12 protein-coding genes are annotated in these 13346 nt (G+C 63.9%); 7 read left to right on the top strand and 5 right to left on the bottom strand.

From position 1 onward, the window contains the following. Positions 1–285: 285 nt before the first annotated feature. The gene (locus AAG799_RS04220) at positions 286–489 is read left to right on the top strand and encodes a cold-shock protein (RefSeq protein WP_341894552.1); all 204 of its coding nucleotides are present in this window, start codon (positions 286–288) and stop codon (positions 487–489) included. Positions 490–565: 76 nt separating this feature from the next. Here AAG799_RS04220 and AAG799_RS04225 read toward each other — a convergent pair whose 3' ends face one another. Both AAG799_RS04225 and AAG799_RS04230 read right to left on the bottom strand, forming a co-directional pair. Further along, positions 566–1819: an adenylate/guanylate cyclase domain-containing protein gene (locus AAG799_RS04225; protein WP_341894553.1), complete on the bottom strand. Its 1254-nt coding sequence runs from the start codon at positions 1817–1819 to the stop codon at positions 566–568. Between the two features lie 84 nt (positions 1820–1903). After that, entirely contained in the window at positions 1904–3160 is a 1257-nt protein-coding gene (locus AAG799_RS04230; RefSeq protein ID WP_341894554.1) for an MFS transporter, read from the bottom strand. Positions 3161–3497: 337 nt separating this feature from the next. Here AAG799_RS04230 and AAG799_RS04235 point away from each other — a divergent pair, with 337 nt between their 5' ends. The 3 genes from AAG799_RS04235 to AAG799_RS04245 are packed head-to-tail and all read left to right on the top strand — an operon-like array spanning position 3498 to position 7424. After that, positions 3498–4790 (top strand): hypothetical protein, encoded by a 1293-nt coding sequence (locus AAG799_RS04235; RefSeq protein ID WP_341894555.1) that lies wholly within the window; start codon positions 3498–3500, stop codon positions 4788–4790. Positions 4791–4795: 5 nt separating this feature from the next. After that, entirely contained in the window at positions 4796–6763 is a 1968-nt protein-coding gene (locus tag AAG799_RS04240; RefSeq protein ID WP_341894556.1) for a cellulose synthase catalytic subunit, read from the top strand. Positions 6764–6812: 49 nt separating this feature from the next. Continuing rightward, entirely contained in the window at positions 6813–7424 is a 612-nt protein-coding gene (locus tag AAG799_RS04245) for a class I SAM-dependent methyltransferase (protein ID WP_341894557.1), read from the top strand. A 3-nt stretch (positions 7425–7427) separates the two neighbouring features. On the opposite strand, the gene AAG799_RS04250 is transcribed toward AAG799_RS04245, so the two are convergent. Then, positions 7428–8342, bottom strand: a complete 915-nt coding sequence (locus AAG799_RS04250; RefSeq protein ID WP_341894558.1) for a LysR family transcriptional regulator — start codon at positions 8340–8342, stop codon at positions 7428–7430. Positions 8343–8441: 99 nt separating this feature from the next. Between AAG799_RS04250 and AAG799_RS04255 the strand changes: the two genes are divergently transcribed. Continuing rightward, on the top strand, positions 8442–9350 hold the full coding sequence (locus AAG799_RS04255; RefSeq protein WP_341894559.1) for a DMT family transporter: 909 nt from the start codon (positions 8442–8444) through the stop codon (positions 9348–9350). A 41-nt stretch (positions 9351–9391) separates the two neighbouring features. Here AAG799_RS04255 and AAG799_RS04260 read toward each other — a convergent pair whose 3' ends face one another. Both AAG799_RS04260 and AAG799_RS04265 read right to left on the bottom strand, forming a co-directional pair. Further along, positions 9392–11077 (bottom strand): thiamine pyrophosphate-binding protein, encoded by a 1686-nt coding sequence (locus tag AAG799_RS04260; protein ID WP_341894560.1) that lies wholly within the window; start codon positions 11075–11077, stop codon positions 9392–9394. A gap of 24 nt (positions 11078–11101) precedes the next feature. Next, entirely contained in the window at positions 11102–11425 is a 324-nt protein-coding gene (locus AAG799_RS04265) for an NIPSNAP family protein (protein ID WP_341894561.1), read from the bottom strand. A gap of 164 nt (positions 11426–11589) precedes the next feature. Between AAG799_RS04265 and AAG799_RS04270 the strand changes: the two genes are divergently transcribed. Both AAG799_RS04270 and AAG799_RS04275 read left to right on the top strand, forming a co-directional pair. Next, on the top strand, positions 11590–12777 hold the full coding sequence (locus AAG799_RS04270) for a pyridoxal phosphate-dependent aminotransferase (RefSeq protein WP_341894562.1): 1188 nt from the start codon (positions 11590–11592) through the stop codon (positions 12775–12777). 178 nt (positions 12778–12955) lie between these two features. Then, positions 12956–13294 carry a P-II family nitrogen regulator gene (locus tag AAG799_RS04275; protein WP_297684422.1) on the top strand — a complete coding sequence of 113 codons (339 nt, stop codon included), beginning with the start codon at positions 12956–12958 and terminating at the stop codon, positions 13292–13294. Positions 13295–13346: the final 52 nt, after the last annotated feature.

Here is a 13346-nt window from a genome sequence, read left to right on the forward strand (position 1 = left end):
AAGATAAGCACTCTATCCCTTAATTCAAGGTTACTATTCGAAAAGGCCTAAGATTTCACAATCTTGCCGCAATTTGGCGATCGCAGCCCCAGATATAGGGGGGTCGATTGACAAAACCCACCCCCTGCCGTTTTATAGTCGGTGCAATCCGATGTTTTGGCCTGCTGCTGTGGGCCGTCGGTCCCGGGTGTTCCGGCTGATAGTGTTCAGACGCCTCCAAAATCCAGGATTGTCCGGCCTGCATGTGCAGGTCTGGTCTGTGACTATGCCTATCAGGAGTTTCCTATGGCGAACGGTACCGTGAAGTGGTTCAACAGCACCAAGGGCTTTGGCTTTATCCAGCCGGAAGCCGGCGGCAGCGATGTCTTCGTGCATATCAGCGCCGTCGAGCGCGCCGGCCTGAATGGCCTGAACGACGGCCAGAAAGTCAGCTACGAGCTGGCGACCCAGAAAGGCAAGACCTCGGCGGTGGACCTCAAGGTTCTTTGAGCGCCTGCGATCATCGCATCGCACGAAACGGCGCCCTCACGGGCGCCGTTTTTTTGCGCCATTTTCATAGGGGCCGTCAGACCTGCGGCAGGCCAAAAACTTCGCGCGGCTCGGCCACGCCGCGCAGGCTGTGATACCCTAGGGACACTAGGCCGGTATCAGCGCCGGCGATCCGCACAAAGGTCTCCGAGGCCAGCAGGTTGCGATCCAGCCCGGTACACAGGTTTTCCAGACGCGAGGCCTCGTTCACGGTCGGCCCGATCAGGGTGAAGTCGAGCCGCGCACCGGTGCCGACATTGCCATACATCACCAGGCCTTCATGCAAGGCGATGTCGAGCGCCAGGACGGGTAGCCCCGTTGCCGCACGACTGGCATTGAGCGCGTCGACCGCGGCAAGCGCGGCCTGTGCCGCCTGCAGCGCGGCCATGCCGACATCCTGTGCCGAACGCCGATCATCCAGCTGAAAACTCGCCAGCAGTCCATCGCCGAGAAATTTCAGCACCTGCCCGCCTCCCGCCTCGATGGCCGGGCCGAGACAGTCGAAATAGGCATTCAGCGTTTCGACCAGGGGCTCGATCTCCAGCCGGTCGGCCAGGGCCGTGAATCCGCGCAGATCGGCATAGAGAATCACCGCCTCGATCCGCTCGGCTTGGCCGCGCTGGATCACACCGTTCAGCACGCGATGGGCCGCATCGCCGCCGATATAGGCGGCGATCAGGTCGCGGCTCATCTGGGTCAATGTGGCCGCCTTGACCGCCAGCGCCAGCAGCGGCACCAGCCGGCGCAGCCGCGTCAGGTGATCCTCGCTGAAACCACCCGCCCGCATGGTGGTGAAACTGCTGATCATGCCGATACCGGCATAGCGGTCGGTGATGTGATGGGAATTCTTGAAGGTCCAGCCGAAGCTGTGCGCCATGGCAAACCAGTCGGTCAGCCCCTGCTCGGCAAATTCCTGGAGCACCGGGAAATCGTATGTCGCATCCGGCCCGACCAGCGGACGATGCAGTTCTCCGACCTCGCTGGCCAGCATGTGGCGCAACGGACTGGCCACCCAGGCGGCAGGCTCCTCATCAGGATTGCGATGCGGCATGGCATCGTTGCCGATCAGGCCGTCTGTCTGCGTCCAGGTATAGCCGCGCGCCCGAAGCAGCGGATGCAGTGTCGCCATGCCGACGAACACCCGCTGCAGCGGAATACCGGCCGTGACGACCTGGCCACAGAAACCGGTGATCAGGGTTTCGGGAGCGACATCATCCAGGCCGGCCTTGACCAGCCACATCGCCACCGGGATGTCGCTCGCCGGCATATGTTCGCTATTGGGAATCATCATGCCCCCAGATTACACGACCACAGTGCCGATTTCCTGTGATGGCTGTTGGATTTATCTGTTTTACGCAGACTCATTCCCGCCGGATCAGCCCGGTGAGCGGTTTGGCGGCCCACCGGTCTCATCCGCCCGTGGGTCAAGGTCGGCCCGGACCGGCGCGGTACTCGGCATCGGCACGAAATCGGCCTTCTGCTCTTCTGGCGGTGCGGCGCGCTGGCGCATGCGATAGAGGGCAAAGCCCGCCATGGTGGCATGCATGACCGCGGTGAACCCGAACAGGCCAAGCGGTCCGAACCGGTCCATCGCCACGCCGGCGATCACCGGGCCGATCACCGAGCCGACACCATTGGTCAGCAGCAGGCCACCGGCCACGGCGACGAAATCGACATCCTTGGCCATGTCGTTGGTGTGGGCGACGCTGAGGGCGTAAAGCGGAAACGAGAAGACCCCGAACAGGAAGGCGGCAACGATCATCACCGCCGGCATGCTCAGATAGATGAAGATCAGCAGAAGCGCAGACACACAGGCCAGGGCGCAGGCGATCATGATGGTGCGGCGGCGGTCCATACGATCCGACAGCCGGCCGAATGGCCATTGCGCCAGCGCGCCGCCCACCACGGTGGCGCTCATGAACCAGGCGATCTGCGGCACCGTCAAACCGGCCTGTGAAGCGAAAGCCGGGGCCATGCCCCAGAAGGCGCCATTGGCGAGGCCGACGGTGAGTACGCCGGCGACGCCGACCGGCGAAACGCGATACAGCTTGCGCAGCGACAGGCGCGCCGAGGAAATCGGCGCCGGCGCCGGCGAGCGGGTCAGCGCCACCGGCACGGCAGCGAGCGAAACCAGGATCGATGCCAGGCTGAACAGATGGAAGCGCACCGGATCGTCGACCAGCATCAGCATCTGGCCCAGCGTGATGACGGAAAAATTCACCGTCGTGTAGGTGGTGAAAACGACACCCCGGTTTTCCGGCGTGGCACGTTCGTTCAGCCAGCTTTCGATGATCAGGTACAGGCCGGCCAGGCACATGCCGGTCATCGCGCGCAGCAGCCACCAGGGCAGCGGGCCGACCAGCATCGCATGTGCCAGCGGAACCACCGAGGCAATCGAAACCATGGCGGCAAACAGCCGGATATGGCCGGCGCGGCGGATCAGCTTCGGTGTCAGGACACAGCCGGCGACAAAGCCGATGTAATAGGCCGACCCCATCACGCCGATAGACAGCGCGCCAAAGCTTTCCAGATTGGCACGCACCGGCAGCAAGGTGCCCTGCAGACCGTTGCCGGTCAGCAGCAGGGCAACGCTGAGCAATAAGGCGCCGACGGGGGCAAGCGTGGCGATCATGACGTTTCCCAGCCTAGGGTTTCTGCTTCGGTCTGACCGGAGCCGCCGCGGCACACAGCATTACAATATTTCGGCCTGCTCGGGTCAGAGCCAGACGGGCATACGGCATAGGCTCGGTGGATCCGCAAAATTCTCGCATGGGTTGATATACCGGATAACCGTTGAGTCGATACCGCCCTGCGATTGCAGGGGCCAAGAGTTTATAATCTGTATGAAAACCAGTCACTAACCATACCACCCTCCCGGCTCCCATAACTACTTACGGTATTTTAATGAGGGTCATCCAGAAGGCGCGGGATATGACTCCGCCAACTGGTCTCAACCCCGATTAACCCTCATGTACATGCAGAACCTGAAGACCAAACCCGCAATCACCGGCCGCATGTTGCGCATCGGTCTCGGCATCTTCCTGCTGGGCCTGTTTGGCTATGCATTGGTACCGGGGGTGTTCTTCTCGCAACTGCCGACCGGCCGCGTGAATGCCGAACTGGTAACGGTCCGCGCGCCGATCGATGGCCAGATCAGTTATGCCGAGCCTCGCATCGGCGAACGGGTGAAACGCGGCCAGACCCTGGCTGTGCTGCGCGATCTGCCGGATCGCGATGTCCGCCTCGCCAACCTGCAGGCACAAAGCACAAGCCTGGCAGAACGCATCGCCGGCCTTGACCAGCAGGCTGCCGCCATGGAGCCGTTGCTGCAGCGCCTGGGCGGCGACAGCCGTAATTTCCGTGACGCGGTGATTTCCAATCTGCTGGCGCAGATTGCAGAAGCCGATGCGCGTGTGCGCCAGGCCGAGGCCAATCTCCGCCTGGTGGACGCGCAGTTCAAGCGTATCGAACCCCTCGCCGCCAAGGGCTTTGCCAGTCGCGCCGATTTTGATCGCCGCCACTCTGAAGTGGATGTGGCCCAGGCCGAGCTGGCAGCCCAGCGCCGCAGCCTGGATCGTCTGCGCCAGGAGCGTCAGGCCGCCGATCAGGGGATTTTCCTCAGCGACTCCTACAACAACGCGCCCTATTCACAGCAGCGCCGCGACGAGATCGAACTGCAGCGTCTGGCCCTGACCAGCCGCAAGGCCGAACTGGAGGCCGAGCGTGCCCAGGTTGACCGCCAGATCGAGGCCGAGCAGCGTCGCCGCCAGCAGATGGGCGAAGCTGTGATCGCCTCCCCGGTCAATGGCGTGCTGTGGCGCCAACTCGAAAGTGATGGCGCCACGCTTGGCGTCAGCCTGCCGATGCTGCAGGTCGCCGACTGCTCGCGTATCTTCTTCGAAGTACTGCGCGACCGCCGCTCCGGCGAAACCCTCTCGATCGGCGACAGCGTCATGGTCGAATTCGAGCGCAATGGCCGCATGGTCAATCACAAGGCCCAACTGGTCGGCCTGCGCGGCGATCAGGATGTCGGCCGGGAATTCGCCATTGCCACCGCCGCCAGCGCCGACCAGCTGCGCCTGATCTTCTCGGTCGATTTCGCATCGGGCAACGGTGGTAACGGCGCCGCCACGTCACAGGTGCAGGTGCAGAACGGCCAGCCGGAAGCCTGCCCGATCGGCCGCGTCGGCCGCCTGCATGCCAGCGACACCGTGATCGACCGCACCACACGCCGTCTGAACGACCTGTTCAGCGGCAGCTGACCGACGTGAACAATCTGCTGGCCACGATTCCCGGTGTTGCCCTGCTGGCCGGGGCCCTGCTGCTGCTGCCGCTGGTCAAACCCACCAACCTGCTGGTGCGGCGTAGCCTGATCGTGATCGTCCTGCTGCTCAGCCTGCGATATTTCTGGTGGCGCATCACAGAAACCGTGCCACCGCTGTCGCAGCCGGCAGATTTCACCTTCGGCCTGCTGTTTCTCATCCTCGAACTGATGCTGGCTTTCAGCACCTATGTCTGCCTGGTCACCTTCTGGCGCCATCGCGACAACACGCCGCTTGCCGAAGAGAACGAACGCAAGAGCCATCACAGCACCACGATGCCGGCGGTCGATGTCTTCATCCCGACCTATAACGAATCCTGGGAGGTGCTGGAGCGCAGCATCCTCGGCGCCCGGGCGCTGGACTACCCGAATTTCACGCTCTGGGTGCTGGACGATACGCGGCGCGACTGGTTGCGCGACAAATGCGCCGCATTGGGCGTGCGTTATCTGCGCCGCGACAGCAATGAAGGCGCCAAGGCCGGCAACATGAATCATGCGCTGGCGATATCGAAAACCGAAACCAACGCGCCCTTCATCATGGTGCTGGACGCCGATTTCGTGCCGAAGCGGAAATTCCTGCGCCGCATCGTCGGGTTCTTCGACGATCCGAAGGTGGCGCTGGTGCAGACGCCGCAGTTCTTTTTCAACCCGAACATGCTGCAACATAACTTCATGCTGTCGGAATCCTGGGTCGACGAGCAGCGCTTCTTTTTCGACACGCTGCAGCCGGCAAAGGACGCCTGGGACGTTTCCTATTGCTGCGGCACATCCTTTGTCGCCCGTCGTGCCGCCATCGAGGATATCGGCGGCTATCCGATGGAAACCATCACCGAGGATATCCTGCTCAGCTTCAAGCTGATCGATGCCGGCTATGTCACGCGCTACCTGAACGAAAAACTGTCCAACGGCCTGGCCCCGGAAACCATCGCCGAATATATCAAGCAGCGCAGCCGCTGGGGCATCGGTGCGATCCAGTCGCTGTTTGTCAAGGTCGGCCCCTTCGGCCGCAACAACCTCGACCTGATGCACCGTTTCCTGTTCCTGGAAACCGCCAATTACTGGCTCAGCCTGCCCACCTTCTGCCTGTTCGGGCTCATTGCCCCCTTGTTGTACTGGTATGGCGGCATCTCGATCCTGCGGGCCGATGCCGGCGACTACGCCTATCACTTCATGCCGGCCTTCTTCTCGTCTACCGCACTGTTCGTCTGGGTCTCCAGCGGCCGCATCATGCCGATCCTGACCGACCTGACCGAATTCGTCTGCGCCTCGCGCGTCGCGCCCTCGGTGTGGACGGCGCTGCTCTTCCGCAAGGCGCAGACCTTCCGGGTTACCAGCAAGGGCGTGATGACCGACCGCGTGCAGATCAACTGGACCGTCATGCTGGAAGCCGGCGCATTGTTCGCACTCACCGCGATCGCCATCATTGCCTATCGCACCAGCCTGGTCGAAGGCCGCCAGCCCGATGGTGGCGATCCGGCGCTCTATACCTTCTGGAGCTGCTGGAACCTGCTGATCCTGGCGCTGGTCATGCTGCTGTCGGTGGAACGCCCGCGCCAGCGCCGCGAGGAACGCTTCGATCTCAATGAACCCGCCACACTGCTGTGGCAGGGACTGCGCCAGCCGGTGCGGCTGCTCGACATGTCGGTCTCGGGTGCGCGCCTCGATCTGCCGCCGGCCCTGGCCATGCAGCTGCGCGATGCCGACATCATCATCGAGATCGCCGAGATCGGCCCGGTGACGGCACAGGTCACCTCGGCCGGCAGCGGCCTGGTGCATCTGCGTTTCGGCGCCGGTTCGCCGCGCGAGGCGATCATCACCAAGCTCTATACCGGCAATTACGAGAGCGTGGCGCAGCGGGCCGATATCGGCACCGCTTTCACCGGCGTGTTCAAGCGGGCGTTTGGCTGGCAGTGAGTTGATCCCGGTCCCCGGTTGCCATAGGTCTATGGCACGGGAGGCAAACATGGATCGCAAGCAGCATTGGGACACGGTCTACACCAGCAAGGCCGAAACCGAGGTCAGCTGGTTCCAGGATAATCCGGCCACCTCGCTTGCCCTGATCGAGCAGGCGGCCATCGGCCTTGATGCGGCGGTGGTCGATATCGGCGGCGGTGCCTCGCGCCTGGTCGATGCCCTACTCGCTCGTCAATACAGATCCATTTCAGTGCTCGATATCGCCGTTGATGCCCTGGCGAAAAGCAAGGCGCGTTTGGGCGCGCAGGCCGCGGACGTCACATGGATCGTTGCCGACATCACGCGCTGGCAGCCGCCACAGCAGTATGCGCTCTGGCATGATCGCGCGGTGTTTCACTTCCTCACCGATCCGGCCGACCGCCTCGCCTACAGAACCGCTCTGCTGGCCGGCACGGCGGCGGGCAACCGGATCATCATCGCCAGCTTCGCGCTGGACGGCCCGGAACGCTGCAGCGGCCTGCCGGTGATGCGCTATGCACCCGAGACTCTGCAGGCTGAACTCGGCACGCCGTTTGTGCTGACCGACTCCCGGCACGAAGAACACCGCACGCCCGGCGGCGGCGTTCAGCGCTTCCAGTATAGCTGCTTCATCCGCACCTGACTGTCAGCCCCGGGTGAAAGCCTCCAGCGCCGCCGGCGCCACGCCAGCCTGCGCAGCAATGCGGCCGGCAAGCTGGACTGCGGCGGGACGCAACTTGCCCGGCGGGCGATCGAGCCAGTAGGACACTGAATTCAGTGCAATGCGATGATCCACCGCCACCACGCGGCCGGCATCGATATCGCGCTGTGCCAGCGGCGGACGGGCCAGCGCGATGCCCAGCCCGCAGGCGGCGGCATCCAGCACCAGGCCGTAATCCTCGAAGCGGCGATCATGCACGGCAGGCCGATAGTCGAGCCCCTGTTCGGCGAACCAGGCGCGCCAGCCGGTGGCACTGGAATCATGGATCAGCGGATAGTTCAGCAGGCGCTTGGCATCGCCGCTGCCGATGATCCTGGCGAGTTCCGGCGAGGCGACGGGATAGCACCATTCCTCGAACAGCTGCAGCGACAGGCGGCCCGGCACTTCGCCACGGCCGCAGCGCAGCGCGAGGTCGATGCCCTCCTCTTCCATGTCGACCTGCCGGTGATCGACGCTGAACAGGATGCGCAGGCGCGGCTCGCCGCCATCTTCCAGCGCGGTCAGTCGCGGCATCAGCCAGCGGCTGCTCACCGAGGGCAGCGCGCTGAGCCGCACCACCGCCGTGCCGCGCGGTTCGGTCCAGCGGTCGGAATAGGCGCCGATCAGCGCAAAGGCCTCGCGGGTGGAGACATAGAGCCGGTCGCCATCGGGTGTCAGCGTCACGCCGCGCGCCTCGCGCTGGAACAGCTTGAGGCCGAGCCAGCGCTCCAGCTTCGCCACCTGCCGGCTGATCGCGCCATGGGTCAGGTTCAGCCCCTCGGCGGCGGCGGAAAAGCTGCCCAAGCGGGCCGCGGCCTCGAAGGCGCGCAGGGTATCGAGCGGGGGAAGCTGGGCGGGCAAGCTGTGATCCATACGCACAGCTGACCCACTATCTATTCGATTGTCAATCAGCTGATGCCGCCCCATGCTCTAGCTCATTGATTTTCAAGGAGCTTTCCCATGACCACCGCTTGCCCAGCCCTGCCGGCCCCGTCCGGGGCGACCCCGTCCCGGATCGATACCACCACCCTGATCCTGGTGGCGATCACCGTGCTGGGCTGGGCATCCGCCTTCCCGGCTATCCGCCTCGGCCTCACCGGTTTCGGCCCGCTGGAGCTGGGGGCGCTGCGCTTCGGGCTGGCCGCCATCCCGGCCGCCATCTTCCTCGCCGTCACCCGCCCGGCCCTGCCGGGCTGGCGCGACGGCTGGCGGTTTGCCTTCGGCGGCGTGGTGTTCGTCGCGCTCTATACCGTGCTGCTCAATCTGGGCCAGCAGACCGTGCCGGCGGCCGCCGCCAGCTTCATCATCAACGTCAACCCGATCCTCACCGCGCTGCTGGCCATGGCCTTCCTGAACGAGCGTTTCGGGCTGTATGCCTGGCTCGGCACGGCCTTGTCTTTCCTCGGCGTCGGTTTCATCGCGGTCGGCAAAATCGACGGCTTCAATGTCGACAGCGGCGTGCTGCTGGTGCTCGGCGCCACCTTCGCCACGTCAATCAACAACATCGTGCAGAAGCCGCTCTTCGCCCGCCACAAGCCGCTCACCGTGGCCGCGTGGAATATCGTGATCGGCGCCCTGCTGCTGGCCCCCATGCTGCCCGACAGCATCGCGCAGGCGCAGGCCGCACCCACCGATGCGCTGTTCGCCGCGATCTATCTCGCCGTCATCCCCAGCTTCGTGGTCTACGGCACCTGGGCCATGGTGCTCTCGCGCCTGCCGGCGGCGCGCGCCACCAACATGCTCTACGCCGTGCCGCCGGTGGCGACACTGATCGGCTGGCTCTGGCTCAGCGAAGTGCCGACCACGCTTGGCCTGATTGGCGGCGCACTGGCGCTCGGCGGTGTGGTGCTGGTGAATGTGAAGAGATAGGAAGACTGGATGCCTGCTTTCGCGGGCATCCAGGTCTTACGCTATCGATCCGCGTGATGCGCCTTGGCCTGCACGCCGGCTTCGCGGATCTGGCTCAAGGTCTGGCGCGGCGTCAGCGCTTCCGGATCGAGCTTGATCTCGATGATCGCCGGCTTGCCGCTCGCCTGCGCGCGCTTGAAGGCGGCGGCGAAGTCTTCGGTGCGCTCCACCGTCTCACCATGGCCGCCGAAGGCCCGCGCGTAAGCTGCGAAATCCGGGTTCTTCAGTTCGGTGCCGCTGATGCGGGCGGGATACTCGCGCTCCTGATGCATGCGGATGGTGCCATACATGCCGTTGTTGACCACGACGGCGATGATGTTGGCGCCATACTGCAGGGCGGTGGCAAATTCCTGGCCATGCATCAGGAAACAGCCGTCGCCGGCAAAAGCCACCACCGTGCGCTGCGGGTTGATCAGCTTGGCCGCCACCGAGGCCGGCAGGCCATAGCCCATCGAGCCCGACGTAGGCGCCAGCTGGTTGCTGTGGCGGCGATAACGGTGGAAGCGGTGCACCCAGGTGGCGTAGTTGCCGGCGCCGTTGCAGAACACCGCATCGGCCGGCAGCGTCTCGTCGAGCCATTTGATGATCTGCGACATCTGCACATTGCCCGGCGAGGTCACCGGCGCCTGCCAGGCCTCGTAATCGGCGCGCGACTGCTTGGTGGCCGCCGCCCAAGCCTTGCCATCCACCGGGCCCATCTTCGTGAGCGCGGCGGCGAAGCCGGCATTGCTGGCATGGATCGGCAGATCGGCGGAATAGACGCGGTTCAGTTCCTCGGCGCCGGCATGCACATGCACGATCTTCTGGTTCATCACCGGAATGCCGAACATGGTGTAGCCGCCGGTCGCCATCTCGCCCAGCTTCGACCCCATCACCAGCAGCAGATCGGCCTCCTTGACGCGGGCCTGCAGCTTGGGATTGATGCCGATGCCGACATCGCCGACATAATTCGGCCAGTCGTTATCCAGATAGTCCTGGCGGCGGAACACCGCGCCCACCGGCATGTCAGACGCCGCGGCCCACTCCTGCACTTGCGCGCGAACGGCCTCGCTCCAGCCGCTGCCACCCACGATCATGAAGGGCTTTTTGGCATCCTGCAGCATGGCTTTCAGCTGCGCCATCTGCTCCATCGACGGATGCGCTTCGGCCGGAATCACCGGACGGCCATCGGCGCAGTCCACCATATCGGTCAGCATGTCTTCCGGCAGCGCCAGCACCACCGGCCCACGCCGGCCCGACATCGCCACGCTGAAAGCGCGGCTGATGAATTCGGGGATGCGCGCCGCATCGTCGATCTGCGCCACCCATTTCGCCATCTGGCCGAACATGCGGCGATAGTCGACTTCCTGGAAGGCCTCGCGCTCCATCATGTCGCGGCCGACCTGGCCGATGAACAGGATCATCGGGGTCGAATCCTGAAACGCGACATGCACGCCGGCCGAAGCATTGGTGGCGCCCGGGCCACGCGTCACCATGCAGATGCCCGGCCTGCCCGTGGTCTTGCCATAGGCATCAGCCATCATCGCCGCGCCGCCTTCCTGGCGGCAGATCACGAACTTCATGTGGTTGGTATGGTCGTGCATCGCATCCAGCACGGCGAGGAAGCTTTCGCCCGGCACGCCGAAGGCCATATCGACGCCATGCAGGCGCAACTGCTCGACCAGGATCTGACCACCACTGCGTTTCATGATCGGTACTCTCTGACTGAAATGTTAGCGCTTGATCGGGGCGAAGGCCGCCGGGGTCATCAGCTGGTTCTGCTGGTTGATCAGATAACCGGCCTCGCCGCTCGCCTTGAGATAGGCCTGCCAGTCCGGATCGGCCTGCATGCCCGCACGCTTGGTCTCGCGGTCGGCGGCGCTCTCATAGGCCCAGATATGGATATAGGTGTTGATCGGGCCGGTCTCGGTGACCAGGAAGGCAAACGGCTGGCCGAGATGGCGGGTCTGCGCCTTGAAGCCGAGCTTCTCATACATTTCGAGCTGCAGCTTGATGGTGCCGGGGCGGCAGGTATAGGTGCGGACGTCGAGCAGCATGGACAGGAATCCTCCGGGGTTTCGGCCAAGGACACTAGGCAGCGACCGGCGCCCGCGCAAGCCGCCCGGAACGACCAAACTGGCCACGAAGGCGTGGGGTTAGAGCCTTGTTCACGTGGCGGAATCCCGGCATAAGCAGACGGGCTATAAGCGGGAGGAAAAGCATGCAGATTGCCGCGCGGATGTCGCGTCTGGGCTCGGAGAGCGCCTTCGAGGTGCTCGCACGTGCGAAGGCTCTGGAAGCCCAGGGCAAGAGCGTCATCAATCTCGGCATCGGGCAGCCCGATTTCCCCACCCCGCCGCATGTGGTCGAGGCCGCGATCAAGGCGTTGCGCGACGGCCATCACGGCTACACGCCGGCCAACGGCATCCTGCCCCTGCGCGAAGCGGTCTGCGCCGAGATCGCGACCCGCTACAAGGTGAATGTCTCCCCCGACCGCATCGTCATCGTGCCCGGCGGCAAGGTGACGATGGCGACCGCCATCGAAATGTTCGGCGAGCCCGGCGCCGAGATCATGTATCCCGATCCCGGTTTCCCGATCTATGAATCGCTGGTGAATTACACCGGCGCCACGCTGGCCGGCTATCCGCTGCTGGAAAAGAACGGCTTCGCTTTCCGCGCCGAAGATCTGCTCGCGCGCATCACGCCGAACACGCGGCTGCTGATCGTCAATTCACCGGCCAATCCCACCGGCGGCGTCGCGCCGGCCAGTGAAGTGAAAAAGCTGGTCGAGGGTCTGCAGCGCTTCCCGCATGTCACCATCATGGCCGACGAGATTTATTCGCGCCTGGTGCTGGATGGCGACGGCACCTATGCCAGCTTCATTCCCTATCTCGACCAGTTGCAGGATCGCCTGATCATCCTGGAAGGCTGGTCGAAGACCTATGCCATGACCGGCTGGCGGCTCGGCTGGGGCCTGTGGCCGGCGCGGCTGGCCGAACTCGCCACCAAACTGGCCATCAACACGCATTCCTGCGTCAACGCGCCGACGCAGTTTGCCGGCATCGCCGCCCTCACCGGCCCGCAGGATGCGGTGGAAGAGATGCGGCTGGCCTTCCGCCGCCGCCGCGACCTCTGCGTCGCCGGCCTGAACAAGATCCCGGGCATGAGCTGCATCAAGCCCGAGGGCGCTTTCTATGCCTTCCCCAACATCACCGAGACCGGCCTCAACGCCCGCCAAATGCAGGACGGGCTGCTGGAACAGGCAGGGGTTGCCACGATTGCGGGCACCAGCTTCGGCAGCCATGGCGAAGGCTATATCCGGCTGTCCTTTGCTGCCTCGGATCAGGCCATCACCGAGGCGCTCGGCCGTATCGCCAGCTTCCTGAGCCAGGCACGGCCGAAACATTAGGCGTTAAACGGCCTATTTTTTATACAAATAGGACATAAAATGAGCAAAAAGACCCTTCGAACTTATCCACACCCCCGTCTCTAGCGGGAATCCAGCGCGTTAAAGCCAGGTTAACACTGGCATAGAGCGTGCATAATTGAACCCGTCATTCCATTCCGGCCAAAGTGTTGTAGCACCCATGAAAAAGATCGAAGCCATCATCAAGCCCTTCAAGCTCGACGAAGTGAAGGAAGCGCTCCACGAGATCGGCCTTCAGGGCCTCACCGTCACCGAAGCCAAGGGCTTCGGTCGCCAGAAGGGTCACACCGAGCTGTATCGCGGCGCCGAGTATGTCGTCGACTTCCTGCCCAAGGTGAAGATCGAGGTCGTGCTCGATGACGCCATGGTTGAAAAGGCGGTCGAGGCGATCACCCAGGCGGCCCGCACCGGCCGTATCGGCGACGGCAAGATCTTCATCTCCACCGTCGAAGACGTCATTCGCATCCGCACCGGTGAAAAGGGCGCGGAAGCAGTCTGACGGCGGAGCAGGAACACTCCGCCTTCATCACTCTCATCGGATCGGCCCACCT

Source organism: Ferrovibrio terrae (genome assembly GCF_943371255.1).
GTDB classification, from domain to species: domain Bacteria; phylum Pseudomonadota; class Alphaproteobacteria; order Ferrovibrionales; family Ferrovibrionaceae; genus Ferrovibrio; species Ferrovibrio terrae_B.

Excerpts from the sequence above, each read along its gene's own strand:
- AAG799_RS04220 (WP_341894552.1), top strand. The coding sequence starts at position 286 with ATGGCGAACGGTACCGTGAAGTGGTTCAACAGCACCAAGGGCTTTGGC.
- AAG799_RS04225 (WP_341894553.1), bottom strand. The coding sequence starts at position 1,819 with ATGATGATTCCCAATAGCGAACATATGCCGGCGAGCGACATCCCGGTG.
- AAG799_RS04230 (WP_341894554.1), bottom strand. The coding sequence starts at position 3,160 with ATGATCGCCACGCTTGCCCCCGTCGGCGCCTTATTGCTCAGCGTTGCC.
- AAG799_RS04235 (WP_341894555.1), top strand. The coding sequence starts at position 3,498 with ATGTACATGCAGAACCTGAAGACCAAACCCGCAATCACCGGCCGCATG.
- AAG799_RS04245 (WP_341894557.1), top strand. The coding sequence starts at position 6,813 with ATGGATCGCAAGCAGCATTGGGACACGGTCTACACCAGCAAGGCCGAA.
- AAG799_RS04255 (WP_341894559.1), top strand. The coding sequence starts at position 8,442 with ATGACCACCGCTTGCCCAGCCCTGCCGGCCCCGTCCGGGGCGACCCCG.
- AAG799_RS04260 (WP_341894560.1), bottom strand. The coding sequence starts at position 11,077 with ATGAAACGCAGTGGTGGTCAGATCCTGGTCGAGCAGTTGCGCCTGCAT.
- AAG799_RS04265 (WP_341894561.1), bottom strand. The coding sequence starts at position 11,425 with ATGCTGCTCGACGTCCGCACCTATACCTGCCGCCCCGGCACCATCAAG.
- AAG799_RS04270 (WP_341894562.1), top strand. The coding sequence starts at position 11,590 with ATGCAGATTGCCGCGCGGATGTCGCGTCTGGGCTCGGAGAGCGCCTTC.
- AAG799_RS04275 (WP_297684422.1), top strand. The coding sequence starts at position 12,956 with ATGAAAAAGATCGAAGCCATCATCAAGCCCTTCAAGCTCGACGAAGTG.